We start from the raw sequence: 25606 nt of genomic DNA, 5'->3' as shown, positions 1-25606 counted from the left end.
CTCCTCTCAGGCGTACCTCTTGTTCAGACTGGAAACGAACAGGATGGCTTTCTGCATCAGGATGAATGCAAACAGCAGAAGGCCAATCAGAATCTTGGTCCACCAGCTCGACAGGGTGCCGTCGAAGGTGATGTAGGTCTGAATGAGCCCCTGGATCAGGATACCGATCAAGGTACCCGCCACGAATCCCGCTCCTCCGGTCAGCAGCGTCCCTCCAATGACGACCGCCGCAATGGCATCGAGTTCGACGCCGACTGCTGCAAGAGAATATCCGGCAGAGGTGTACAGCGAAAAAACGATCCCGGATAGGCCTGCCAGAAAGCCCGACAGCGCATAGATCTGAATTGTCGTACGTCCGACCGGCACGCCCATCAGCCGCGCCGTCTGCGGGCCGCCGCCGAGCGCATAGACATTGGTGCCGAAGCGGGTGCGCTGGGCGAGGAAAATGCCGGCGGCAAAGACCAGGAGCATAATGGCGCCGATCAGCGTCAGCCTTCCGCCGCCGGGCAGGCGCCAATAGAGGCTCGTCAGCGTCGAATAATATTCGTGGTCGATCGGGATGCTGTCGATCGAGAGCACGAAGGCCATGCCGCGCGCCAGGAACATGCCGGCGAGCGTGACGATGAAGGCCGGCATTTCGAGATAGTGGATGATCGCGCCCATGATGGCGCCGAAGGCGGTGGTGATGACGAGCACGATCGCAAAGGCGAGCAGCGGATGGATCGAGGTCTTCTGCAGGATCACCGCCAGGAAGACGCCGGTGAAGGCGATGACCGATCCGATCGACAGATCGATGCCGCCGGAGATGATCACGAAGGTCATGCCGACGGCGGCAATGCCGAGAAAGGCATTGTCGGTCAGAAGATTGCCGATGACGCGCGTCGACAGCATGTTCGGATATTGCAGCGTGCAGCCGGCATAGGCGAGCACGAAGATAACGATGGTCGCAAGCAGCGGCAGGTATTTGGAATTCATTTCAGCTGCTCCCTTCCGCCCGGCCGGCGGCTGGCGAAGATGGCGAGCGACTGCACCGCCGGCGACTGGATGACAAGGATGACGATAATGATGATGGCCTTGATGATCAGGTTGAACTCCGGCGGGAAACCGGAGGACAGGATGCCGGTATTCACCGCCTGGATGATCATCGCACCGATCAGCGATCCGAGAATGCTGAAGCGGCCGCCAAGCAGTGAATTACCGCCGACGACGACGGCGAGGATGGCGTCGAGTTCGAGCCAGAGGCCGGCATTGTTGGCATCGGCGCCCTTGATGTCGGCGGCGACGATGATGCCTGATATCGAGGCGCAGAGCCCGCTCAGCATATAGACCGCCATCAGCAGTACCGGCGTTTGAATGCCGGACAGCGTGCTGGCGCGGCGATTGATGCCGACGGCCTCGATCAGCATGCCGAGCGCCGTCCGGCGGACGAGCAGGATGACGAGCAGGCCGACGAGAAGCCAGGTGACGACGGGCATCGGCAGGAGCAGGAAGGAACCGCTGCCGAAGAAGGTCAGCCCGTCATCATTGAAGGTCAGGATGGCGCCTTCGGTGATGAGCTGGGCGATGCCGCGGCCGGCGACCATCAGCACCAGTGTGGCGATGATCGGCTGGATATTGAGGATGGCCACCAGGAAACCGTTCCAGACACCGCAGGCAAGCCCGATCGCAAGCGTCAGGATAATGGTATAAGCAACTGAATTTCCTGAGACAATCGACGATGCGGCAACAGCGCCGCAGATGGCTACAACAGCCCCGACGGACAGGTCGATGCCCTTGGTGGCGATGACCAGCGTCATGCCGATCGCCAGCAACGCCACCGGCGCGCCGCGATTGAGCACATCGATCAGGCTGCCATAGAGGCGTCCGTTTTGAACCACGACATTAAAAAATTGCGGCGACGTGATGAAATTCAACAAAAGAATGACAACGAGCGCAATCAATTGCGGCGCCAGGCGATAAGCCAGCGCGTTCAGCGAGGACCTCATGCCTCCTCCATCTTATGCTCGGCCGCAGCGATGGCATCGACGATGCCGGCGGCCGTAATCCGTTCGCCTGTGAGTTGGGCGATATGCTGTCTGTCGCGAAGGACGATGACACGTGAACTATAGGCGACAAGCTCTTCAAGTTCCGAGGAAATCACGATCAGCGACATGCCTTCGCCGCAGAGCTGCTCGATCAGCCGGATGATCTCGGCATGGGCGCCGACATCGATGCCGCGGGTCGGCTCGTCGAGGATGAGAAACTTCGGATTGGTCGCCAGCCAGCGGGCGAGGATCGCCTTCTGCTGGTTGCCGCCGGAAAGCAGCCGGATCGGCTTTTCGCGGTCGGTGGTGCGGATATCCAGCGCTTTGATGTAACGGTCGGCAAGCGCATTCTGCTCGGCGCGCGACAGCGGCCGCGTCCAGCCGCGCCGCGCCTGCAGCGCAAGCGCGATGTTCTCCCTGATCGACAGGTCGCCGACGATGCCGTCGGTCTTGCGGTCCTCGGGGCAGAAGCCGAAACCTTTTTCGATGGCGGCGCGTGGGCTGGAAAGGGTCACCGGCTGGCCGTCGATCGTAGCGCTGCCGCTGTCGGCATGTTCGATGCCGAAGAGCAGCTCGGCAGTTTCGGTGCGGCCGGAGCCGAGCAGCCCGGCGATGCCGACCACCTCGCCGGCGCGCACATCCAGGTCGAACGGCTTGACCTTGCCGCGCTTGCCGTAGCCTGCGAAGTGGTAACGGACGTCGCCCGCCGCGACACTGCGCTCCTTCGCCGCCTCCTCGGCATGCGCCAGTTCGCGGCCGAGCATCATGGCGATCAGTCCCTGGCGCGGCAGATCGGCGGCGTCGCGGGTACCGACGAGCTTGCCGTTGCGCAGCACGGTGATGCGGTCGCTGATCGCATAGACCTGCTCGAGGAAGTGAGTGATGAAGACGATGCCCAGGCCGCGCTTCTTCAGGTCCTCGATGATGCGGAAGAGCAGCGCCACTTCCTGATTGTCGAGGCTTGCCGTCGGCTCGTCCAGGATCAGCACCTTGCCGGAGAGATCGACGGCGCGGGCGATGGCGACCACCTGCTGGACGGCAACGGAGAAGCGGCCAAGCTCGGCGGTGACGTCGATATCGATGCCGTAGCCGGTGAGCAATTCGCGCGCCTTGCGGTTCATCGCGCGGACATCAGTCATGCCGAAACGCCTTGGCTGGCGTCCAAGAAAGAGGTTTTCGGCGACGCTCAGATTGGCGAGGAGGTTGACCTCCTGGTAGACGGTGCCGATGCCGAGATTCTGGGCGGCGAGCGTATTGGCCGGATTGATTTCATGGCCGTCGAGCGTCAGGCTGCCCTCGTCACGATGATAGGCACCGGTGATGCATTTGATCAGCGTCGATTTGCCGGCGCCATTCTCGCCGAGCAGCGCATGCACCTCGCCCTTGCGCAGCGTGAAATCGACCTTGTCCAACGCCACTGCGCCGGGAAAGAATTTCGATATTCCGGAAGCCGCGAGAACGTTCTCGAAATCGTGAGTCATAGGGGTCTGTTTTCCTGATATTGACGGCAAAAGCCGCGCCGCGGCCGGACATGACGTCCCAAGGCGGCAAGGCAGTTCCGCACCGATCCATGACGGGCCGGTGCGGTTCTACAGCGCCGCCGTGTCTTTTCAGCACGGGACGCTGTAGCGCTTTGAATTCTGCCCGATTCCCTTCTCGATTGCGGTTGCGGAATTAGGCAGGAGCGTCAAATCAGATCAGTAGCCCTGACCCTTCTTCTCTTCGTAGACCTTCATCGGCTCGTCGGCAGGCGTGTAGAGCTTGGATTCGGTCTGGATCCACTTCGGCGGAGCCTTCTTGTCTTTCAGGTAGGCATCGAGCGCATCGAAGGCCGGACCTGCCATGTTCGGCGTCAGCTCGACCGTGGCGTTGGACTCGCCTTCGGACATGGCCTTGAAGATATCAGGAACGGCATCGATGGAGACGACGAGGATATCCTTGCCCGGCTTCAGCCCGGCTTCCTTGATCGCCTGGATGGCGCCGACGGCCATGTCGTCGTTATGGGCGTAGAGCGCGCAGATATCCTTGCCGCCATTCTCGGCCTTCAGGAAGCTTTCCATGACTTCCTTGCCCTTGGTGCGGGTGAAGTCACCGGTCTGGCTGCGAACGATCTTGAGGTTGTCGTGGCCGGCAAGAGCCTCTTCGAAGCCCTTCTTGCGGGCGATGGCCGGCGACGAACCGGTGGTGCCCTGCAGTTCGACGACGTTGCACTTCTTGTCGCCGACAGTCTTGACCAGGAAGTCGCCGGCGACCTTGCCTTCATGGACGAGGTCGGAGGTAACAGCTGTCAGGTAGAGATCGTCCGGAGCCTTGATGGTGCGGTCGAGAAGGATGACCGGAATCTTGGCTTCCTTGGCCTCCTTGAGAACGTCGTCCCAGCCGGTTTCAACGACCGGTGCAATGAGAATGGCGTCGACGCCCTGAGCAATGAAGGAACGCAGAGCCTTGATCTGGTTTTCCTGCTTCTGCTGCGCATCGGCAAATTTCAGATCGATGCCGCGCTTCTTGGCCTGCTCCTTGGTAACGGTCGTTTCAGCCGCACGCCAGCCCGATTCCGAGCCGATCTGCGAGAAGCCGACGGTCAAGCCGGCGGCCGAAGCCGAACCGAACATGCAGGCAGCAAGAATCGTGGCACTCATAAGTGCAGTCTTCAATTTCATGATTTCCTCCCAAGCCGCGTCTCGCGGCGCAGGGTCAAAAAATCATATAGTATTACTTTTGTAAATCAGAATCTTCGGATGCACCGCAACAAAAAAGAGCGCCCACAGGGGGCGCTCTTCGCAACTGCGAATTGAATGCGAATTATTGCGCCGGCAGCTTGTCGTCGACGCCTTCGACATAGAAGTTCATGCCGAGCAGCGTGCCGTCATCGGCCTTCTCGCCGGCCTTCAGCCAGGGCGTGCCGTCCTGCTTGTTGATCGGGCCGGTGAAGGGATGCAGTTCGCCAGACTTGATCTTGGCTTCGGTCTCCTCGGCCATCTTCTTCACGTCATCAGGCATGTTGGTATAAGGCGCCATCTTCAGGATGCCGTCCTTCAGGCCATCCCAGCTCTGCTCGGACTTCCAGGTGCCGTCGAGAAGCGCATGCACGCGCTTGGAGTAATAGTTGCCCCAGGTATCGACGATCGCCGTCAGCTGCGCCTTCGGGCCGGCCGCGATCATGTCGGATGCCTGACCGAAGGCATGGATGCCGCGTTCTTCGGCAACCTGCATCGGCGCTGTCGTGTCGGTGTGCTGGGTCAAGACGTCGACGCCCTGGTCGACCATGGCCTTGGCGGCATCGGCTTCCTTGCCGGGGTCGAACCAGGTGTTGACCCAGATGACCTTCAGCTTGAAGCTCGGATCGATCGACTTGGCGCCCTGCTCGAAGGAGTTGATGCCCATCACCACTTCCGGAATCGGGAAGGAGGCGATGTAGGCGGCACCATGATTCTTCGAGGTCTTCGCAGCGATCTGGCCGAGGATGTAGCGGCCTTCATAGAAACGCGAATTGTAGGTGGCGAGGTTGGGGCCGGCCTTGTAGCCGGTGCCGTGCTCGAACTTGACCTTCGGGAACTTGGCGGCGACCTTGACGGTCGCGTCCATGAAGCCGAAGGACGTGGTGAAGATCAGCTTGCAGCCGGAACGGGCAAGGCGTTCGATGGCGCGCTCGGCGTCCGGTCCCTCAGGCACGTTTTCGAGGTAAGGCGTTTCGATCTTGTCGCCGAATTCGGCCTGGACCTGCTGGCGGCCGAGATCGTGGGCCTGCGAATAACCGCCGTCGGTGTGCGAGCCGACATAGACAAAGCAGACCTTCGTCTTGTCAGCAGCCTGTGCGGCAGACGAGATGCCGATCACGGCGGCAGCCGAGGCGGCGAGTGTGAGTGCTAACTTCTTCATAGTAACCCCTGTTGGTTTGAAGTTGGGAAACCCGTCTTTGTTGTTGCTTCATCGCTCCGGTACGAAGGCTTTTCCGAGCGATGCGGGCGTGTTGATCAACGTCGTGCGCCGATTATGAGAAATGATGATGAGAACCACAATAGTCGCGGCATAGGGCAGCATCGAAAGGAACTGCGCGGGAATGCCGAGGCCGAAGGCCTGGGCGTGCAGTTGCAGGATGGTGACCGCGCCGAAGAGATAACCGCCGGCAAGGACCCGCCACGGCCGCCAGGAGGCGAAAACGACAAGCGCCAGCGTGATCCAGCCGCGGCCGGCCGACATGTTCTCCGCCCATTGCGGGGTGTAGACGAGCGACAGCTGCGCCCCGGCAAGTCCGGCGCAGGCGCCGCCGAACATCACCGCCAGGTAACGCGTGCGGATGACGTGAATGCCGAGGGCATGGGCCGAAGAGTGGCTGTCGCCGATCGCTCTCAGCTTCAGCCCGGTACGGCTCTTGAACAGGAACCAACTGACGCCGACGACAAGCGCAATCGACAGGTAGAAGATCAGATCCTGCCTGAAGAGCACGTGGCCGATCACGGGAATGTCCGACAGCAAGGGAATGACGATCTCGTCCAGCCGGATGCCGGGCACGCTGACATAGGCTTCGCCGAGCATGCCCGACACACCGAGGCCGAGAAGGGTGAGCGCCAGTCCGGTCGCCACCTGGTTTGCCACCAGCGTCAGCGTCAGGAAGGCAAACAGCAGCGAGAACAGCGCGCCTGCGGCAATGCCGCAGACGATGCCGATATAGGGCGAACCCGACATCTGCGCGCCGGCAAAGGCGGCGACCGCGCCCATGATCATCATGCCTTCGACGCCAAGGTTCAGAACGCCGGAGCGTTCCGTCACCAGTTCGCCGAGGGCTGCGATGACGAGCGGCGTCGAGGCGGTGATAACCGTCAGCAGAATGGCTTCGAAGATGCTCATGCGGCCCCGCCCCTTAGCCGCGACCAGACGATGCGGATTTTGTAATAGATCAGTGTATCGCAGGAGAGCACGAAAAAGAGCAGCAGGCCCTGGAAGACGCGGGTGACCTTGTCGGAAACGCCGAGCGACAGCTGTGCCGCCTCACCGCCGAGATAGGTGAGCGCCAGCACCAGGCCCGAAGCAATGATGCCGAGCGGATTGAGGCGGCCGAGAAAGGCAACGATGATGGCGGTGAAGCCGTAGCCCGGCGAGATCGCCGGCTGCAGGTGGCCAATCGAGCCGGAGACCTCTGATATGCCGGCCAGGCCGGCAAGCGCACCCGAAAAGAGAAAGCTGAACCAGATCATCTTTTTCGACGAGAAGCCGGCAAAGCGCCCTGCCCGCTCGGATTGGCCGAGCACGACGATCTCGAAGCCTTTCAGCGTATAACGCAGCATGAACCAGACGCCGATCGCCGCGATGATGGCGAAGATGAAGGCCCAGTGGGCGCGGCCCGAATCCTCCCAGATCGCCGGCAGCACCGCTTCCGGCGCGAAATCGCGCGAGACCGGAAAGTTGAAGCCCTTCGGATCGCGCCAGGCGCCGCGGATCAGCCAGTCGAGAAAGAGCTGGGCGATATAGACCAGCATCAGCGATGTCAGGATTTCGTTGGTGTTGAAATGCGCCTTCAAGAGCGCCGGAATGGCGGCGAAGAGCGCACCGCCGAGCGCGCCGAGGAGCAGCATCAGCGGCAGCACCAGCGGCGAATGCCAGTCGTAAAAGACGATCGGCAGGTAGGAGCCGGTGATGGCGCCGATGGTGAACTGGCCTTCGGCGCCGATATTCCAATTGTTCGAGCGGTAACAAACGGCCAGGCCGACGGCGATCAGGATCAAGGGGGCGGCCTTGATCGCCAGCTCATGAAGCGACCAGACCTCGAGCAGCGGCTCGACGAAGAAGGCGTCGAGGGCCTCGACCGGGTTCTTGCCGAGCATGGCGAACATGATGGCGCCGAAGGCCAGCGTCAGGACAAGCGCCAGGAGCGGCGAGACGAAAGCGTAGAGCTTCGAGACGTCGGGGCGTTTTTCAAGTTCAATGCGCATGAGGCGCCTCCGAAGCAGGGCTGCCCTCGTGCAGGCCGCCCATCAGCAGACCGATCTTTTCCCGCGTCAGTTCGTCCGCCGGGAACGGGCGGGAAAGGCGGCCCTCGGAGATGACGGCGATATCGGTCGCCACTTCGAAGATCTCGTCAAGATCCTGGCTGATGACGACGACGGCCGAACCGTTTCTGGCAAGATCGACCAGAGCCTGGCGGATGCGGCTTGCAGCCCCGGCATCGACACCCCAGGTCGGCTGGTTGACGACGAGCACCGCCGGCTGGCGATCGAGCTCGCGGCCGACGATGAATTTCTGCAGGTTGCCGCCCGACAAGGAGCCGGCGGCCGGATCATCGCCGCTCTTGCGAACATCCATGGCCTCGGAGATACGCCGCGCGGCCGACCTTACCGCGCCATAGCGGATGATGCCGAGCAGGCCGAGAAAGGCCTTGCGGTCGGACTGGCTGCGGGCCAGCACCAGATTGTCGGACAGTTTCATGGCGGAGACGGCGGCATGGCCGTGCCGTTCCTCCGGCACGAAACCGGCGCCGAGCAGACGGCGGGCGGTGATGCCCTGCGTGCCCACGGGCTTCTTGCGGATGACGATCGCCTCGGCCGAAGCAACGGGATATTCACCGGACAGAGCATCGAAAAGTTCGCTCTGGCCATTGCCGGCAACACCGGCAATGGCGAGGATCTCGCCGGAGCGCACGGTCATCGAGACATCGCGCAGCGGCATGGCGAAAGGAGTGCGGGCGGCGACGGAAAGATTGGCGACGGCAAGCTGCACCTCGCCCTTATCGCTGCGCTCGGGATGGGTGACGGCCGCCACTTCGCTGCCGACCATCATACGGGCGAGCGAGGCCGGCGTTTCCTGTTTCGGATCGCAGGCGCCGGTGACGCGGCCGTGGCGCAGCACCGTGGCGCGATCGCAGATGCGCTGCACCTCTTCCAGGCGGTGACTGATATAGAGAACCGAACGCCCTTCGGCGCGCAGCTTGAACAGCGTTTCGAACAGCCTGTCGGCCTCCTGCGGCGTCAGCACCGAGGTCGGCTCGTCGAGAATGATCAGCTTCGGGTTCTGCAGCAGCGCGCGGACGATTTCGATACGCTGGCGCTCGCCGACCGAGAGATCGGCGACATGGGCATGTGGATCGAGCGGCAGGCCGTAGGCTTGCGACAGCGCCCTCGCCTCCTCGGCGATCCTGTCGATCGGGATGGCGTCGTCGAGCGACAACGCGATGTTTTCGGCAACCGTCAGCGCCTCGAACAGCGAAAAATGCTGGAACACCATGCCGATGCCGTGCTTGCGCGCTTCCCCCGGCGAGGCGATCGCAACCGGCTGGCCCTGCCAGAGGATATGGCCGCCCGTCGGCTCGAGAACGCCGAACAGCATCTTCACCAGGGTGGATTTGCCTGCGCCATTTTCGCCGAGAAGCGCATGAATTTCGCCCGGCGCAATATCGAGATCGATTTCATTGCAGGCGGCAAAGCTTCCGAAGAACTTCGTCAGCTTCTGCACCGATAATAACGCACCGGAATCCGGCACATTCAATGGCGACACGTTCCCCTCATTTCTTCTGCCAACCGGTCCGTTTCGGATCTCATGGAATCAGCAGCGTCGTTCCTGTTGTTTTTCTTGTTTCCAGATCCGCGTGAGCCTGCCCAACCTCACGTAACGGATAGGTTTGATTGATATTGATACGCACTTTGTTGCTTTGCACAATATCAAATAGCGCTTTGGCGCTGTCGATCAATTCCCTACGCGCGGCGATATAGGTGAAGAGCGTCGGCCGGGTCGCAAAGAGCGACCCCTTCTGGGCCAGTGCCGCAAGGGTGAAATTCTCGATCGGCCCGGAAGATTGGCCGAAGGAGGCAAAAAGGCCGCGCGGCTTCAGGCAGTCAAGCGACTGTGGAAAAGTATCGCGGCCGATCGAATCGTAGACGACATCGACACCCTTGCCGCCGGTGATTTCGCGAACACGGTCGACGAAGCTGTCGCTCTTGTAATTGATCACATGGTCGTAGCCATGGGCGAGCGCCAGCTCGACCTTGTCCGCAGAGCCGGCCGTGCCGATGACGGTGGCGCCGAGCGCCTTTGCCCATTGGCCGGCAATCAGCCCGACACCGCCGGCGGCCGCATGGAACAGCAGGACCGTCTCAGGCCCGACCTTGAAGGTGCGGTTCAACAGATATTCGGCGGTCATGCCCTTCAGCATCATCGCCGCCGCCGTTTCGAGCGCGATGCCGTCAGGCACATGCACGAGATGCCGAACCTCGATATTGCGCTCGGTGCTGTAAGCGCCGTCGGCGCTGGCATAGGCGACGCGGTCGCCGAGCTTGAAATCCGTCACGCCCGGGCCGACCGATGTCACGGTACCGGCGCCCTCCTTGCCGGTAACAAATGGCAGATGCGGCGGCTTATAGGTGCCGTTGCGGAAATAGACGTCGATGAAGTTGAGGCCGACCGCCGCCTGCCTGATCTGCACTTCGCCTGCCGCGGGCGCGGGAAGATCGATCTCGACATAGTCGAAAACCTCCGGCCCGCCCGTCCTCGAAAATGAAACCGCCTGCGTTTTGGTCATCTGCCTGTCCTAAGCTTCGCGTCCAAGAGCGGGGAAGAATTGCAGCACTGCGCCGATGACGTAAAGATAGAGCCCGGTCACGATAAAGAGAATAAGCGCCCATTCCGGCGTGTCGAAATGCATCAGCAGCGACAAAATGCCGAGCGCCGACCACAGCAAGAAGACACCGAGATTGAGCGGGCGCAGCCTCTTGACCCGGACCGGGTGCAGGAAATTGATCGGCAGGAAGGTCAGCACCACCGAGACGATGACGACGGCGAGCGCCGTCGTGGCGCTGGCATCGATGACGAACAGGGTGAAGACGATCATGTTCCAGACAACCGGAAAGCCCGAGAAGAAATACTCGTCCGTCTTCATGCCCATATCGGCATAATAGATGGCGCTGGAAACGACGATCATGCCGGCGGCTGCGAAGGACCAGGGCTCGCCGATCATGCCGCTTTGGTAGAGCGCGAAAGCCGGCAGCAGCACATAGGTGACGTAATCGATGATATTGTCGAGTGTATCGCCCGACCAGTTCGGCAGCACTTCCTTGACGCGCACCTTGCGGGCGATCGGCCCGTCTATGCCGTCGACGAGAAGGGCAAGGCCCAGCCACCAGAACATGTCGATGAAGCGGTGCTCCGCGGCGGCAACGACGCCGAGAAAGGCAAGGAAGGAACCGGAGGCCGTCAGGATATGGACTGAGAAGGCGCGCATCTCCGCGTAAGGAACGCGCTTATAGTTGAAAATCTTCATATTCCCCCGACCGCCCTATCGTGCTCGCCCCGGCAAGCATCGTTATCAGCCACATATCGCCGGCCCCCTCTTCCGAAACCGGGTCCCGCCGCCGTAGGCCTTTGTTGTCGCACCGTTTTTGCCGAAAACCGGTATCCATGTCAGGCGCGCCGCTCTAATATGCATCCTTTGCCGGGCTTCGCCAGCGGGAAATACGACATTCCCCGCCCGTCCCGTTCGCTGCCCGGCGGCCATTGAATCCTGACAATGACATGCATATTTCCCTTCTGAAGCGTCGCGTGGAATGGAATGCCTTTAATTCCGGCCCGATATGTAATATCAGCCTCGCATCCGACAGTTCATCCGACGAAACGGGATCCTCTACCGCAATGAACGCGCCTGCAAAGACCGAAGACTTCGCCTCGTCCATCCCCGCCGGCGTCTATGCCGAGACGGTGCTTGCTGTGACGCATTATACCGACCGGCTCTTCCGCTTCACGATGACCCGGCCGCAGGGCTTCCGTTTCCGTTCCGGCGAATTCGCGATGATCGGCCTGATGGTCGAGGGCAAGCCGGTCTTCCGCGCCTATTCGATCGCCAGCCCCGCCTGGGCCGAAGAGCTCGAGTTCTTCTCGATCAAGGTGCCGGACGGCCCGCTGACCTCGCATCTGCAGGCGATCAAGCCGGGCGACCAGGTGCTGATGCGCAAGAAGCCGACCGGCACGCTGGTGCTCGATGCGCTGACCCCCGGCCGTCGCCTCTATATGTTCTCGACGGGCACCGGCGTTGCGCCCTTCGCCAGCCTGATCCGTGATCCCGAGACCTATGAGAAGTTCGAAGAAGTCATCCTCACCCATACGACCCGCGATGTCGCCGAGCTGAAATACGGCTTCGACCTTGTCCACGAAATCCAGAATGACGAATTGCTGAAGGAAGTGGTCGGCGACAAGCTGCGCCACTATGCGACCGTCACGCGCGAGGATTTCGAATATCGCGGCCGCATCACCGACCTGATCTCATCAGGCAAGCTGTTTACCGATCTCGGCGTGCCGCCGCTCGACCCAGCGATCGATCGCGGCATGATCTGCGGCTCCTCGGCGATGCTGAAGGATACCAAGGAACTGCTCGAAAAGGCCGGCCTCAATGAAGGCGCCAATAGCAAGCCCGCCGAATTCGTCATCGAGCGCGCTTTCGTCGGCTGAGGTTTTTCTCGACAATCCGATCTGACAGCGGCTCCGGAAACGGGGCCGTTTTTATTCCTGGCTGAGATAGTTGATCAGCGTCGCCATGCTGGCGCGCGCCTCGTCCGGCCGGCCCTGATGGATGGCGTGGATGACGGCCACGTGCAGCGCGATGGCGCGATCCATGCGCTCCGCGCTTGCGGTGGAGTACCAGAGACGGCGCGAATGCGTCTGCACCGGGCCGAGTGCGGCCATGATGAAACCGTTCGGGCAGGCATCTTCGAGGATTTCATCGAAAGCCTTGTCGGCGGCGAAGAAGCCGGCGAGATCGCCGGTCACGGCACAGTCGTCCATGAGGCGGGCGCAGTCGATGAGACGCACGCGCTGTTCCTCGCTCGCATGTTGGGCCACCAGGCCTGCGGCGATCGGCTCCAACTCGCGGCGCACCTGCATGACATTGCGATGATCCTCAGCCGCGATCTCGGCAACCTGCAGCCCGACGCGCGGCTTCACCAGGATCAGCCCCTGCCAGGCAAGCTTCTGGATCGCCTCACGCACCGGCGTACGCCCATGGCCCGCCATATCGATCAGCTGCTTTTCGGTGACGAGCGCGCCAGGCTTCAGCGCCAGCGTCACGATCAGATGCTCCAGCGCGAGATAGGCAAGATGGCTTTGTGAAGTCTGCAATGTCGAAAACCCGTCGCCAACTGATATATCACATAATGGCATACCCGAAAACATAGGGCAAGTCAGTTTGATATATCAGAATAGAGACAGATAGATAACATAGACGAAGATCGGCGAATGGGATGCTGATGCAAGCGTCTGCGCCGTGAATAGCTCCTGCGCCCGCCCCGCCCTCGGCCATGATCGAGCTTGACCCGAGCACCCACACCGCATCCATCAGCAGCCACGGGCATGGATCCTCGGCGCAAGGCCGAGGAGGACGGAGAGTGGGATTGGCCCGTTCGCCTCGCCCCGGGCTACGGAGGTACACCGCATCGCCGGCTTGATCGGGCCGACACCTCCCCTCAGTCACCGCTTGCGAAACGCCCGACTAGACACCGAGATCGAATTTTGACACGGGTCTCTTGTATTGGCGAACAGATATCCGTCCGCTTTGTGGATGGCGCCGAACTCGAGACCATTCTCCGCGCATCGCGTGCAAAAGGCCTCGACATCCTCCACGTCGAAGACCAGCTTGACGGTGGATTGGCCGCTCCGCTGCCCTTTGGCGGCCTGATGCAGCATGATATTGGCACCGCCGTCCTGAGCGACCAGTTCAACGATCCTGTCGCCCGGCAGAGTGGTCGCCTTGAAGCCGAAGTGTTTCTCATAAAAGCGCGCCGTTTCGTCGACATTTCCAGCGTAGATCACCAGCCTGTTGAGCGGCATGATGTCGGCCTCCAATAGAATTCGGTCCACAAGATTAGAGACACATTATGCACCCCGCTACGACACATTTATTATGTGTCACTCATGCCGCAGCGCCTCGATCGGGTTCAGCTGCGCTGCCCGTCTCGCCGGGAAATAGCCGAAGGTCATGCCGATTGCGGCGGAGAAGAGGAAGGCGACGGCGATCATCAGGGGGCTGAAGACGAAGGGCACCTTCATCAGGGTCACGGCGCCGAAGCCGAGGCTCAGGCCGAGGATGATGCCGGTGATGCCGCCGAAGAGCGACAGGGCCACGGCTTCGACCAGGAACTGGGTGAGCACCTGGTTTTCCAGCGCGCCGATCGCGAGACGAATGCCGATTTCGCGGGTCCGTTCGGTGACGGAGACCAGCATGATGTTCATGATGCCGATGCCGCCGACGAGCAGGCTGATGGCGGCGACCGCCCCGAGCAGGCCGGTCAGTAGCGTCGTCGTGCCGGTCATCGCCTCGGCGATCTGCGTCATGTCGTTGACGTTGAAATCGTCCTGGCGGCCGGGGATGATCTTGCGACGCTCGCGCAGCAGATTTTCGACATCGGACTGGATCTTGGCGGTGGAGACACCGTCGCGGGCGGAAATGATGATCTGCGGCACGTTACTGCTGCCGCTGATCCGGCGCTGGAACACCTTGACCGGCATGATGACGACGTCGTCCTGATCGGTGCCCATGCCGGACTGGCCGCGCTTGGCAAGCACGCCGATCACAGGGCAAGAGACCTTGCCGACGCGGATCTGCTGGCCTGTGGGATCGGCGGCGCCGAAGAGCTGCGAACGCACGGTCTCGCCGATGATACAGCGCGACTGGCCGCGCTCCTCGGCAGGGGTGAAAGTGCGGCCGAGCGCCAGGTCCCAGTCCTGGGCGATGAAATAGTCGTTGGTGGTGCCGGAAACGCTGGTCGAATGGTTCTGGCCAGCCGATATCACGGTCGCCGTCGATTGGTTGAGCGGCGCCACCGCCCTCAAGCCGCCGATCTGGTCGCGGATGGCGGCGACGTCCTTGATGCTGAAGCGCTTGGCCTCGGAGCTCGCCCGGCCGGGGCCGAACTGGCCGGGACGAACGAACAGCATATTGGTGCCGAGCCGCGACAGCTCGGTCGAGACCTGGGCGGTCGTGCCGTTGCCGATCGTCACCAGCGCGATGACGGCGGCAACGCCGATGACGACGCCGAGCACGGTCAGGAAAGAGCGCAGCATGTTGCGGCTGATGGCCCGCAATGCGAGCTTCAGCGTCTCAAAGAACATGATCCGCCCTCCTGCGATGCTCGACCTCGGTCTCCAGCTTGCCGTCGACGAAACGCAGCAGCCGCTGCGCATAGGCGGCAATATCGGGTTCATGCGTCACCATGACGATGGTGATGCCCTGCTCGCGGTTCAGCCGCGTCATCAGATCCATGATCTCGACGCTGGTCTTGGTGTCGAGATTGCCGGTGGGCTCGTCGGCCAAAAGCAGAGCCGGCTCGGTGACGATGGCGCGGGCAATGGCGACACGCTGCTGCTGGCCGCCGGAGAGTTCCTGGGTCTTGTGATGTTCGCGGCCGGCAAGGCCGACCAGCGCCAGCGCCTCGCGGGCCCGTTCGCGCCGCTCGCGCACCGCCATGCCGCGATAGATCAGCGGCAGCTCGACATTTTCGACCGCCGAAGTGCGCGACAAGAGGTTGAAACCCTGGAAGACGAAGCCGAGCATATGGCGGCGCAGCAGCGTCAGCTGGCCGCGGTCGAAGCCGCTGGTCGGGATGCCCTGGAAGATATAATCGCCTGATGTCGGCACGTCGAGGCAGCCGAGGATGTTCATCGCCGTCGACTTGCCGGAGCCGGACGGGCCCATGATCACGACGAATTCATGGGCGTTGATCGCCAGGTCGACGCGGTCGAGCGCGTGGATCGCCGCCTCGCCCTCGCCGTAGATTTTCGAGACCTGCCTGAATTCGATAAGCGGCGGGCTTGCCATCCGTCTCTCCGCCTAGTTCGCACGCGTCGTGGCGTCGGTCACCAGGGCATCGTCCTGCTTGATGTCGCCGGAGACGACCTGGGTGAACTGGCCGTCGGATGAGCCGACCTGGATGACGACGGGCGCCGGCCGGCCATTGCGCAGCACCCAGACGCGGCGCTCGGCACCCGTCAGCGTCGAACCGGCATTGTTGTTGCGCTGGCGCGGCGGGCCGAAGATGCCGAAAATGCCGCGGCCGCGCCGTTCGGCCTGCGCCGGGGCGTAACGCAGCGCGGCGTTCGGCACCATCAGCGTATCCTTGACGGCCTCGACCGTGACGTCGGCAGTTGCCGTCATGCCGGGGCGCAGCAAAAGGTCGGCATTGTCGACCGAGAGCACCGCCTTATAGGTCACGACATTGTTGACCACTTCGGAAGCGAAGCGGATCTGCTCGATTTCGGCCGGAAAGGTCCGGTCGGGATAGGCGTCGACCGTGAACTTCGCCTTCTGGCCGACGGCGATCTGGCCGACATCGGCCTCGTCGACATCAACCTGCAGCTCCATTTTCTTCAGGTCGCCGGCGATGGTGAAAAGGATCGGCGCCGACAGCGAGGCGGCGACCGTGGCGCCCGGATTGACCGAGCGGGTGAGGATGACACCGTCGATCGGCGAGACGATCTTCGCCTTGGCGAGATTGACCTCGGCCAGTTGCAGGTCGGCCTCCGAGGCCAGCACCTCGGCCTCGTTGATCTGTTTGGCGGCGACCGCCGAATCATATTTGTAGGTGGCGTCGTCGAGGCTCTGCTGTGTGGAGACGTTGCTCTTGACCAGGCTCTTCAGCCGCTCGAGCGAGGTGCCTGCCGATTGCATATCGGCATCGGCCTTGACGACATTCGCCTTGGCCGAATTGAGCTTGGCGCGCGAACTCTTCACATCCGCCTCGAGTTTGTTGGTGTCGAGAAGAGCCAGCACCTCGCCCGCCTTGACCGTACTGTTATAGTCGACATTGACGTCGCGGACCGTGCCGGAAAGTTCGCTCGATATATCCACCTGCTCGGTCGGCTGCACCGAGCCGGTGGCGGTGACGAGCACTGTCAGGCCGCCGCGCTTGACCGGCTGGGTGGCGTAGCTCACTTCGCTTTGCCCACGCCCCAAATAGACATAGGCCGCACCGGCCGCAGCGGCGATGAGGATCAGCAGGATGAGCAGGCGTCCGCGCCAGCGGCTGCGCTTGCCCTGCCTGCCGGAGGCGGCAAGGACGGCTGCGAGGTCGGACGCACCGTTTGTCTGTGCCCCGGTCTTCTTGCCGGTTCCGGTATCGTTCATGTCATCCTCGATCAGTCAGCGGCGGTCTCGGCCCGCAGTGAAATAAACACAGCGCAGATGAACCGGGCATTAGCGTTGCTGCCGAACTGGCACGGAATTGCGGATGGGGGAAATGAAAAATTGGTAATGAAAGTCAAGTTTTGGTGCGCTTGGGCATGTCGCGAACACGTGATCTCGATCGCGACACGCTTCAGCGTCCGTCAATCCGCATCCTCGGCATATTGGCCGGCGCCGGGCAGCGGATGCAGCCAGGTTTCCCGCCGCTTGATCCAGACTTCATAGTCCGGCGCAAGGTCGGTCGGCGCATTGTCGAGCGAGCCGACACGGATTTCCGCCTCATCGTCCCTGAGGCAGAAAAGCCTGCCGCCGCAGGCAGGGCAGAAGCTGCGGCCGGCGAAGGTCGCAATCTCGCCGCTGTGGGAAAAAGCCGGACGCGGCCAGACCGCGAAGAAAACGAAGGCCGAGCCGCTCGATTTGCGGCAATCGGCGCAGTGGCAAAGGCCGACGCGAAGCGGCTCGCCCTCCACGCGATAGGCAACCGCCCCGCAAAGGCAGCGTCCCGTTCGGATTTTCATGGCGGGCCGTCAGGCATCGAGACTGGTGGGCAGCCCCGGCGGGCGCCGCTTTGCCGCCATCAACAGGTCGAGTTCGGTGGCAGACGGGCCGAATTTTTCATAGAGGCGTTTCGCCTCCTTGTCATCCAGCCGGTATTTCCTGGCGAATTCGCCGATGCTGTAGGGGCGGCCCCGCAACACTCTTCGCGCCGGGGTCGCCGTATTCGGTGCGTCGGTCATGATTTTCTCCTTCTTTCCATACCTTTTAAGCTAGAGCGATGGCTTGAATAGGAAAGAGCCGACGGGGCGGCACCGGCTCTTCCGGCATGGCGGGTCGGATTGTTGCGGGAACCTTCCAACCACCACAGGCATTGTCAAATCGAGGTTGCGGACCGCGCCAAGCGGACGCGGCGGTGCTGGAGAACATCGGGATTTTTCCGCTTTCTCCCGATGGCCAACGAATGGCAGGCGAGCTCCCTACCCGCCCGGTCCGCTTCCTCATCCCTCTCGCCCATGCGAGATCACGAAATATTAAAATCGGGAACGCATGTGCCGGGGCGAGGTTCTCCCATCGAGGTCGACGTGGCCTCGTTCAAACCCAAGGAGAACCAAATGGCAAACCAAGGTGGAACCCATGAACAGCACGTCAAGGCTGGTCAGCAGAGTCACAAGAACGACTCCAATACCGGCAACGCCTCTTCAGGCGGCCGCGACGCGCAGTCCAGCGGAACCCGCGGCGGCAGCCATGAACAGCATGTAAAGGCTGGTCAACAAAGTCATAAGAACAGCCACTAAGGCTGTCTCGATGTAAAAATTCGGCCCGCGTTTCGGCGCGGGCCTTTCTTTTTGGAATCTCAGGGCGAAGTTCCGACTGGTTGTGGAATATCAAGCTTCCATAAAGCTCGCCTCGAACAGCTCGCGCGCATAAGCATCATGGGTAACGCCGGCCTGCAGATCCGCTTTGGTGAGTTCATCGACGAAACAACCGTTCTTCATGATCAGCACCCGGTCGCACATGTGAGCGATGACGGCGAGGTCGTGGCTGACGAGCAGATAGGTCAGTGCTTTTTCCTCGCGCTGATCGGCAAGCAGGTTGAGGATTTCGGCCTGGACGGAGACGTCGAGCGCCGAGGTCGGCTCGTCGAGCAGCAGGATCGGCGGCGACAGGATGAGCGCCCGGGCGATTGCCACGCGCTGCCTCTGGCCGCCGGAAAGCTCATGCGGGAAACGATTGGCGAAGCTTGCCGGCAGCCCCACCTGGATCAGCGCTCTTTCGACCTTCGACCAGATATCGGAATGGCCCATGGCGCGCAGCGGCTCGGCCAAGGCGGTGCCGATCCGATGGCGCGGATGCAGGGAGCCGTAAGGATCCTGAAACACCATCTGAGCGAATTTCAGCTCCTCGCGGGAGCGCTTCTTGCCGATCGGCTTGCCGCCAAGCGCGATCTGGCCGGTCCAGCCGGCCTCCATGCCGGCGAGGCAACGCAGCACCGTCGATTTGCCGCAGCCGGATTCGCCGACAATGCCGAGCGTCTCACCCTGCTCGACCTGAAAGCTGATGCCCTTGACGACATGGTTGCTTGATTTGCCGGAGGCGAAGACGACATCGAGGTCACGGACGTTGATCATTGCGCCGTCTCCAGATCGAGTATTGCCCTATCGAGAACCGCAAGCCGGCGAACCGGGTTCTTCGGGTCGGGCAGTGCTGCTATCAGCCCGCGGGTATAGGGATGGCGGGCCTCTTCGAGGCTGGTCAGCGTTTCGACGATGCGGCCGGCATACATGACGATGATGCGCTCGCAGAAGGCGGCCACCATGCGAATGTCGTGACTGATCAGCAGCAGGCCCGAATTGTTCTCGCGCACCAGTTCGTCGAGCAGCAGCAGCACGTCCTTGCGAACGCTGACGTCGAGCGCCGAGGTCGGCTCGTCGGCAATGACAAGCTTCGGCCGGGCCAGCAGCATCATGGCGATCATGACGCGCTGGCCCATGCCGCCCGATATCTGGTGAGGATAAAGCGCCATGACCCGGTCGGGATCGCTGATGCGCACGCGCTCCAGCATGGCGCGGGCCGCGTCAAACGCCTGGCTCTTGCCGAGACCGAGGTGAAGGCGGGCGGCTTCGGCGATCTGTTTGCCGATCGAGAGCACCGGGTTCAGCGAATAGCGCGGATCCTGCATGATCAGCGCGATATCCTTGCCGCGAAGCGCGCCCATCTGCCGTTCGTTCTTTAACAGCAGCGGATCGCCGCCGAGATCCAGACGTTCGGCGGTGACGACCGCGGCCGGCGGCAGCAGCCGCATGATGGCGCGACCGGTCGTCGATTTGCCGGAACCGGATTCTCCGACGATGCCGACACGTTCGCGCCCGACGTCGAAACTGACATCGGAGACGGCCGGCACGGCCCCTCGCCCGAAACGGACGCTCAATCCCTTGACGGACAGGACGGGCTGTGGATCACGATCTTTGATTTCACGATCTGGCATTTCACGATCTGGCATGGCGGGGATCCAGAATGTCGCGCAGAGCATCTCCGGCGATGTTGAAGGCAAGGCTGGTCAGCAGGATGGCAATACCGGGCATGACGGCGACCCACCAATAATCGAGCATGAACTTGCGGCCGTTGGAAATCATCGCTCCCCATTCGGGTGCCGGCGGCTGGGCGCCAAGGCCGAGAAAGCCGAGCGAGGCCGCCGTCAGGATGATGCCGGCCATGTTGAGGGTCAGGCGAACGATGACCGACGGCACGCACATCGGCGCGATATAGAGCAGAAGAATGCGGATCGGCGAGGCACCGTAAAGGCGGGCGGCGATCACATAGTCGGCATTTCTGACGACCAGCGCCTCGGCGCGCGCGAGCCTTGCAATCGGCGGCCATGCCGTCAGCGAGATCGCGATGATCGCCGTGGTCAGGCCGGCGCCGAGTGCGGCGGCAAAGGCGAGCGCCAGGATCAGCGACGGGAAGGACAGGACGATATCGGTGGCGCGCATCAAAAGCGCATCGGTGCGCCCGCCGAAAAAGCCGGCAACGACGCCGATCAGAAGGCCGATCGGCCCGACGATCAGCGAGATCGACAGCACCGTCTGAATGGTGATGCGCGTGCCGAAGATCAGGCGGCTCAGAATGTCGCGGCCGAATTCGTCGGTGCCGGCCCAATGTGCGAGGCTCGGCGGCTGCAGGGCATCGCCGAGCGCCTGCACGACCGGATCGTAAGGCGCCAGAAGCGGCGCGAAGATCGCGACGATGCAGAGCAGGCCGAGGATGACGAAGCCGGCAAGGCCAAGCGGCTCGGCAGCCAGTTTGCGGCCGGCGCGCGCAAGCGACGCCACCATGCGGCTCGGCACGCTCGGAGGACGGATCTGAAGCTCGCTGCGGACAACATCGCTCATCGGGCCACCTCCCGCATCCGCGGATCGAAGATGGCGTAGGCGACGTCGGCCAGGAAGTTCAACAGCATGAAAATGAATCCCACAATGATGGTGCCGGCGACGATGGCGTTCATGTCGCCGATCATCAGCGCGTTCGTCATGTACTGGCCGATGCCCGGCCAGGAGAAGACGATCTCGGTCACGACAGCGCCTTCGAGAAGCCCGCCATAGGAAATGGCGAGGATGGTGATCAGCTGCACGGCAATGTTCGGCAGGACATGGCGCAGGATCGTGCCGCTCGGGCTGACGCCCTTGGCCCGGGCCGCGATGACGTAATCCTGGCTCAGCTGCTCCAGGGTGAAACTGCGGGTCATGCGGGTGATGTAGGCCATCGCCGCATAGGCAAGGATGACGGCGGGAAGAATGATATGGCCAAGCGCATTCCAGAAGATTTCGGTCTCGCCCTGCAGCAGGCTGTCGACCAGCAAAAGACCGGTTTTCGGCGTGACGAGACCTTCGTAAAAGACATCGATGCGGCCCGGCCCGCCGACCCAGTTGAGGCCGGCATAGAAGATGACCAGCCCGACGATGCCGAACCAGAAAACCGGGATCGAATGGCCGACGAGTGCCACCACGCGGGCGACCTTATCGATCCAGCTGTCGCGAAACAGGGCGGCGGTGAGCCCGAGCGGGACGCCGACGAAGGTCGAAATGATCACCGCCAGCGTCGCCAGTTCGAATGTCGCTGGAAAGGCCTGGGCAAGATCGGAGGAGACGGGATTGCCGGTGAGCACGGCCGTGCCGAAATCACCATGGGCCAGCCCGTTCAGATAGAGGAAAAACTGCTGGTAGATCGGCAGATCGAGGCCCAGACGCGTCCGCATCGCCGCATAGGCGGCGGGATCGGCAAGCTCGCCGACGATCGCGCCGACCGGGTCGTTGGGCAAGACGCGGCCGATCACGAAGGTGACGCAGAGGAGGATGAACAGGCTGACCAGCAAATGCGCCAGGCGTCGGCCAAATTCGGCTACAGAGAGTTCCTTCATGATCGGCTGCCTCGGGAGTATTACTGGGTTTCAGACTTGGTGACGCTCTCGAGACGCGTCAGCTGAGTCGGATGACCGATATATCCCTCGACCTTGCTCGACAGCACGATCGGCTCGAAGCGCTCGAACATGGGAAGCACGGCCGGCTTCTGTTCCACGAACATCTTCTGCATCTGAACGTAGAGTTCGCCGCGCTTCTTGGCGTCCGGCTCCATCGATGCCTTCGCCGTCAGGGCCGTGAGTTCGGGAATGTCCCAGGCCGAACGCCAGACGAAGTTGCCGGCATTGTTGGCTTCCTTCGAGTTGTCGGGGTTGGAGGAGAACTGCTCCATCGAACCGAGCACGTTCGGCATGTAGGCGCTGGTCTGCGGGATCAGCAGATCGAAATCCCTGGCGCGATGGGCGGCGATGATTTCCGAGCCGTTGCCCTGCTGGATGTCGATCTTGATACCAACCTGGGCAAGCGATGCCTGGATGGCGGTGGCAAGATCGATGCGCGGCGTCTGGGCGATGGTCTTCAGCGTCAGCGAGAAGCCATCCTTATAACCCGCCTCGGCCAACAGCTGCTTGGACTTTTCGACGTCGAGATGCCAATCGGGATTCGCAATCGCATATTCGAAGTTCTCCGGAACGGGGACGTTTCTCGCCCGCCCGTAAGGACCCATGATCGTCTTCTCGATGCCCTTGTAATCGATGCCGTAGGCAATGGCCTCACGGACCTTCGGGTTGGAGAGGTACTGGTTGCCGGCATTCATCGACAGCACGTAGAAGCCGCCTGTCGGAATCCGCTGAATGGTAAAGCCCTTCTTGTCATTGAAAGTCGCGAGATCGGATGCCGTCAGCGCGCTGGCGATATCGATATCACCGCGCTCGAGCATCAGCCGCTCGACCTGGCTTTCAGGCACATGGCGGACGATGACGCGCTTCATCTTCGGAGCGCCGGTCACATAATCCTTGTTGGCATCGAGAATGACGAGTTCGTTCGGAGACCAGCGGTTGAGCGTGAACGGGCCGGAGCCGGCCGAATGCGTGCGCATCCAGGCATTCCCCCAGTCGTTGTCGGCAACATGCTTCTGCACTTCGACACTGTCGACCACACTGGTGGTCGAAGCCGCGAGCCGGTAGAGCAGCATCTCGGCTGTCACCTGACCGGAAAAATCGATGCGCACGGTCTTGTCGTCGACTGCCGTCACGAGCTTATCGACATTATTCTTGTCATAGCCGACCCGCTTGAGGTTGGCGGCGGCGGCCTGGTCGAGCTTCAGAAGCCGCCCAATTGAATAGACGACATCCTTCGATGTCACCGGATTGCCGGAGGCGAAATTGGCCTGGCGCAGCGTCAAGGTGATTCCCTTGTCATCGACCTTCCAGCTTTCGGCCAGCTGCGGCACGATCTTGCCATCCGGGGTGCTGTTGACCAGCCGGTCGTAGAGATTCGACATGATCTCGACCGCTTTTCCCTCCGTCGCCTGATGCGGATCGAGGGACAGAACCTGCGCCAGCGATGTTCCGATCACCAGTTGGTCCTTCGGGGTGGCGGCATAGAGCTGAGGGGCGGCGAGCGTCAGCGTACCGATGACGGCGCTGACGAAGAGGCCCTTGGAAAAATGCTTCATTGTAACTCCTCCCTGGATTACTATAACATAGACATATTATGTCGTCCGTATGTCGTATTATGATTTAACGAAATCGAATATGATTTGCAAGAGCCGAGCGGAAGACGTGATGCAGAGGGAATTGGGGAACGGACATGACGACACTCAGCCGCGGCCGGCAAAGACTGGCACAGCAGGTCATCGATCAGCTGCGGGCGCAAATCGAGACCGGCAAGCTGCGGATCGGCGACCAGTTGCCGACAGAGCCGCAACTGGAAGCCACCTTCGGCGTCAGCCGCACCGTGGTGCGTGAGGCGATTGCCGACCTGAGGGCCGCGGGCTTCGTCAAGCCGATCCAGGGCAAAGGCGTCTTCGTCGCGGATCCGAAGGCTCATTCGGTCCTGTCGCTGACGCCCGTGGAAATCAAAAGCATCCCGGAAACCTTGGAATTGCTGGAGTTTCGCATGGCGGCCGAGGGTGAAGCGGCGGCGATCGCCGCCTATCGCCGGACCGCCGAGCAGGAGGCGGCCATCCGCGAGGCCAATCGCAGAATGGCGCAGATGATCGAGGCCGGACAGCAGACGGTGGAGGCCGATTACGCCTTCCACATGGCGATTGCCGCGGCCACGAACAACCGATTCTATGTCGATGTTCTCCGTCATTTCGGCCCCAAGGCCATTCCCCGCGGCCAATTTCCGACGCTGCCGGAGGCCAATGACCGTGACTATCTGCAGAAGGTCTACGCCGAACATGTGGAAATCCTGTCGGCCATCGCCGACCAGGATCCGGAACGCGCCCGCCAGGCGATGCGGGCGCATATGATGGCCAGCCAACGTCGTTACCGGATGCTCGCCGAGCAGCAATAGGGCTCGACTCTCTCCAAAATTCATATTATGTCATATGACATTGTTGAATTTGGAAAGAGCCTCAAATGTATCTCGGAACACAGGTCGCAGCGCGGGATGACGACGATTATCGCATTTTCGCGCAACTGGGTGTGAAGCATATCAGCGCCGATCCGCCGGGCAAGCCGAGCAGTTGGACGCTTTCCGACATCGAGCGTCATCGCGACAAGGTCGAAAGCTTCGGCCTGATCCTCGACATGATCCAGCTGCCCCTGCCCTCGCAGCCGATCGAGAAGGCTTCCTATCCCGATATCCTGCTTGCCGGCCCCGAGCGCGACAGGCAGATCGACGCCGTCTGCAAGATGATCGAGAATGTCGCGGCCGCCGGCATTCCGGCCGTCAAATATAATCTCAACCTGATCGGTATTCCCCGCACACCGGATGAACCGGGGCGCGGCGGCTCGCTGAATGCCAGCTTCCGCTGGGACAAGACGGATCAGCAGGCAGCACCCGGCCTTGCCGGCGTGCTCTCCGAAGACGAAAACTGGGAACGGATCGACTATTTCCTCGAGCGCGTCGTTCCGGTCGCCGCAAGCAACCGCGTGCGGCTCGCCTGCCATCCGCACGATCCCTATACGCCGCCCGGCTATCGCGGCGTCACGCGGGTGCTCGGCACCGTCGAAGGCTTGAAGAAGTTCGTGCTGATGCGCGAGAACCCCTATCACGGCCTCAATTTCTGCCAGGGCTCGATCGGCGAAATGCTCGAAAATCCCGGCAAGGAGATCGACGATATCATTCGCTGGTTCGGAGAGCGCGGCAAGATCTTCAATGTTCACTTCCGCAACATTCGCGGCGGCAAGCTGTCCTTCATGGAGACGTTCCCCGAAGAAGGCGACATGGACATGTTCCGCTCGGCGAGGATCTACAAGGAAGTCGGCTTCAAATACATGCTGATGCCCGACCACGTGCCGACCGTCAGCGGCAAGGATCCGACCGCCACCGCCTTTGCCTTTTGCTACGGCTATATCGCCGCACTTCTGCAGGTGCTCGAAAGCGCCTGACACGGTCTTCAACACATA

At 61.8% G+C, this 25606-nt stretch carries 26 protein-coding genes; 4 read left to right on the top strand and 22 right to left on the bottom strand.

Annotated features, from left to right (window positions below; all coding sequences use genetic code 11):
- Nucleotides 1-6 precede the first annotated feature (6 nt).
- The 10 genes from yjfF to pcsA form a co-directional block, all read right to left on the bottom strand.
- Nucleotides 7-975 carry a galactofuranose ABC transporter, permease protein YjfF gene (gene yjfF / locus CO666_RS13525; RefSeq protein ID WP_097612631.1) on the bottom strand — a complete coding sequence of 323 codons (969 nt, stop codon included), beginning with the start codon at nt 973-975 and terminating at the stop codon, nt 7-9.
- Nucleotides 972-1985, bottom strand: a complete 1014-nt coding sequence (locus CO666_RS13520) for an ABC transporter permease (RefSeq protein WP_097612630.1) — start codon at nt 1983-1985, stop codon at nt 972-974. The genes yjfF and CO666_RS13520 overlap by 4 nt, the downstream gene beginning before the upstream one ends.
- The gene (gene ytfR / locus CO666_RS13515; RefSeq protein WP_097612629.1) at nt 1982-3505 is read right to left on the bottom strand and encodes a galactofuranose ABC transporter, ATP-binding protein YtfR; all 1524 of its coding nucleotides are present in this window, start codon (nt 3503-3505) and stop codon (nt 1982-1984) included. Before ytfR ends, CO666_RS13520 begins: the two co-directional genes overlap by 4 nt.
- 216 nt (nt 3506-3721) lie before the next feature.
- Entirely contained in the window at nt 3722-4684 is a 963-nt protein-coding gene (ytfQ, locus tag CO666_RS13510) for a galactofuranose ABC transporter, galactofuranose-binding protein YtfQ (protein WP_085737229.1), read from the bottom strand.
- A 142-nt stretch (nt 4685-4826) separates the two neighbouring features.
- The gene (locus tag CO666_RS13505) at nt 4827-5903 is read right to left on the bottom strand and encodes a BMP family ABC transporter substrate-binding protein (RefSeq protein WP_085737228.1); all 1077 of its coding nucleotides are present in this window, start codon (nt 5901-5903) and stop codon (nt 4827-4829) included.
- Nucleotides 5904-5951: 48 nt separating this feature from the next.
- Nucleotides 5952-6872: an ABC transporter permease gene (locus CO666_RS13500; RefSeq protein ID WP_097612628.1), complete on the bottom strand. Its 921-nt coding sequence runs from the start codon at nt 6870-6872 to the stop codon at nt 5952-5954.
- Nucleotides 6869-7954, bottom strand: a complete 1086-nt coding sequence (locus CO666_RS13495; RefSeq protein ID WP_097612627.1) for an ABC transporter permease — start codon at nt 7952-7954, stop codon at nt 6869-6871. Before CO666_RS13495 ends, CO666_RS13500 begins: the two co-directional genes overlap by 4 nt.
- On the bottom strand, nt 7944-9512 hold the full coding sequence (locus tag CO666_RS13490) for an ABC transporter ATP-binding protein (RefSeq protein ID WP_097612626.1): 1569 nt from the start codon (nt 9510-9512) through the stop codon (nt 7944-7946). The genes CO666_RS13495 and CO666_RS13490 overlap by 11 nt, the downstream gene beginning before the upstream one ends.
- A 40-nt stretch (nt 9513-9552) precedes the next feature.
- Nucleotides 9553-10533, bottom strand: a complete 981-nt coding sequence (locus CO666_RS13485) for a quinone oxidoreductase family protein (protein ID WP_097612625.1) — start codon at nt 10531-10533, stop codon at nt 9553-9555.
- Nucleotides 10534-10542: 9 nt separating this feature from the next.
- Nucleotides 10543-11271, bottom strand: coding sequence for a phosphatidylcholine synthase (gene pcsA / locus CO666_RS13480; protein ID WP_097612624.1), 729 nt, complete (start codon nt 11269-11271; stop codon nt 10543-10545).
- A gap of 368 nt (nt 11272-11639) precedes the next feature.
- Between pcsA and CO666_RS13475 the strand changes: the two genes are divergently transcribed.
- A complete protein-coding gene (locus tag CO666_RS13475) occupies nt 11640-12452 on the top strand; it encodes a ferredoxin--NADP reductase (RefSeq protein ID WP_010060954.1) in 813 nt (270 codons plus the stop codon).
- Between the two features lie 51 nt (nt 12453-12503).
- Here the strand turns inward: CO666_RS13475 and CO666_RS13470 are convergent, their stop codons facing one another.
- From CO666_RS13470 to CO666_RS13435, 7 genes are all read right to left on the bottom strand, one after another.
- Complete coding sequence (locus tag CO666_RS13470) at nt 12504-13118, bottom strand: GntR family transcriptional regulator (RefSeq protein ID WP_097612623.1); 615 nt, start codon at nt 13116-13118, stop codon at nt 12504-12506.
- Between the two features lie 348 nt (nt 13119-13466).
- On the bottom strand, nt 13467-13826 hold the full coding sequence (locus tag CO666_RS13460; RefSeq protein ID WP_097612621.1) for a VOC family protein: 360 nt from the start codon (nt 13824-13826) through the stop codon (nt 13467-13469).
- Nucleotides 13827-13904: 78 nt separating this feature from the next.
- A complete protein-coding gene (locus tag CO666_RS13455) occupies nt 13905-15107 on the bottom strand; it encodes an ABC transporter permease (RefSeq protein WP_097612620.1) in 1203 nt (400 codons plus the stop codon).
- Nucleotides 15097-15813 carry an ABC transporter ATP-binding protein gene (locus CO666_RS13450; protein ID WP_097612619.1) on the bottom strand — a complete coding sequence of 239 codons (717 nt, stop codon included), beginning with the start codon at nt 15811-15813 and terminating at the stop codon, nt 15097-15099. Before CO666_RS13450 ends, CO666_RS13455 begins: the two co-directional genes overlap by 11 nt.
- 12 nt (nt 15814-15825) lie before the next feature.
- Complete coding sequence (locus CO666_RS13445) at nt 15826-17118, bottom strand: efflux RND transporter periplasmic adaptor subunit (protein ID WP_097612618.1); 1293 nt, start codon at nt 17116-17118, stop codon at nt 15826-15828.
- Between the two features lie 200 nt (nt 17119-17318).
- Complete coding sequence (locus CO666_RS13440) at nt 17319-17693, bottom strand: GFA family protein (protein ID WP_097612617.1); 375 nt, start codon at nt 17691-17693, stop codon at nt 17319-17321.
- Nucleotides 17694-17702: 9 nt separating this feature from the next.
- The gene (locus CO666_RS13435) at nt 17703-17912 is read right to left on the bottom strand and encodes a hypothetical protein (protein WP_064838439.1); all 210 of its coding nucleotides are present in this window, start codon (nt 17910-17912) and stop codon (nt 17703-17705) included.
- A 372-nt stretch (nt 17913-18284) separates the two neighbouring features.
- On the opposite strand from CO666_RS13435, the gene CO666_RS13430 reads away from it, so the two are divergent.
- A complete protein-coding gene (locus CO666_RS13430) occupies nt 18285-18467 on the top strand; it encodes a hypothetical protein (RefSeq protein ID WP_097612803.1) in 183 nt (60 codons plus the stop codon).
- A 90-nt stretch (nt 18468-18557) separates the two neighbouring features.
- Here the strand turns inward: CO666_RS13430 and CO666_RS13425 are convergent, their stop codons facing one another.
- Genes CO666_RS13425 through CO666_RS13405 form a run of 5 tightly spaced genes read right to left on the bottom strand, consistent with a single transcriptional unit; the run spans nt 18558 to nt 23703 of the window.
- On the bottom strand, nt 18558-19301 hold the full coding sequence (locus CO666_RS13425; RefSeq protein ID WP_097612616.1) for an ABC transporter ATP-binding protein: 744 nt from the start codon (nt 19299-19301) through the stop codon (nt 18558-18560).
- The gene (locus CO666_RS13420; RefSeq protein ID WP_179869679.1) at nt 19298-20158 is read right to left on the bottom strand and encodes an ABC transporter ATP-binding protein; all 861 of its coding nucleotides are present in this window, start codon (nt 20156-20158) and stop codon (nt 19298-19300) included. The genes CO666_RS13425 and CO666_RS13420 overlap by 4 nt, the downstream gene beginning before the upstream one ends.
- 1 nt (nt 20159) lies before the next feature.
- Nucleotides 20160-21062, bottom strand: coding sequence for an ABC transporter permease (locus CO666_RS13415; RefSeq protein WP_097612615.1), 903 nt, complete (start codon nt 21060-21062; stop codon nt 20160-20162).
- Nucleotides 21059-22087 (bottom strand): ABC transporter permease, encoded by a 1029-nt coding sequence (locus CO666_RS13410; RefSeq protein WP_097612614.1) that lies wholly within the window; start codon nt 22085-22087, stop codon nt 21059-21061. The genes CO666_RS13415 and CO666_RS13410 overlap by 4 nt, the downstream gene beginning before the upstream one ends.
- Nucleotides 22088-22107: 20 nt before the next feature.
- Entirely contained in the window at nt 22108-23703 is a 1596-nt protein-coding gene (locus CO666_RS13405) for an ABC transporter substrate-binding protein (RefSeq protein ID WP_097612613.1), read from the bottom strand.
- 134 nt (nt 23704-23837) lie between these two features.
- Here CO666_RS13405 and CO666_RS13400 point away from each other — a divergent pair, with 134 nt between their 5' ends.
- The gene (locus CO666_RS13400; RefSeq protein ID WP_097612612.1) at nt 23838-24548 is read left to right on the top strand and encodes a FadR/GntR family transcriptional regulator; all 711 of its coding nucleotides are present in this window, start codon (nt 23838-23840) and stop codon (nt 24546-24548) included.
- Nucleotides 24549-24613: 65 nt separating this feature from the next.
- Nucleotides 24614-25588: a mannonate dehydratase gene (locus CO666_RS13395; protein ID WP_097612611.1), complete on the top strand. Its 975-nt coding sequence runs from the start codon at nt 24614-24616 to the stop codon at nt 25586-25588.
- Nucleotides 25589-25606: the final 18 nt, after the last annotated feature.

The organism is Rhizobium chutanense (genome assembly GCF_002531935.1).
GTDB classification, from domain to species: Bacteria; Pseudomonadota; Alphaproteobacteria; order Rhizobiales; family Rhizobiaceae; genus Rhizobium; species Rhizobium chutanense.
The sequence above is the reverse complement of the archived record's forward strand: the minus strand, read 5'-3'. Positions and strand labels throughout refer to the sequence as shown.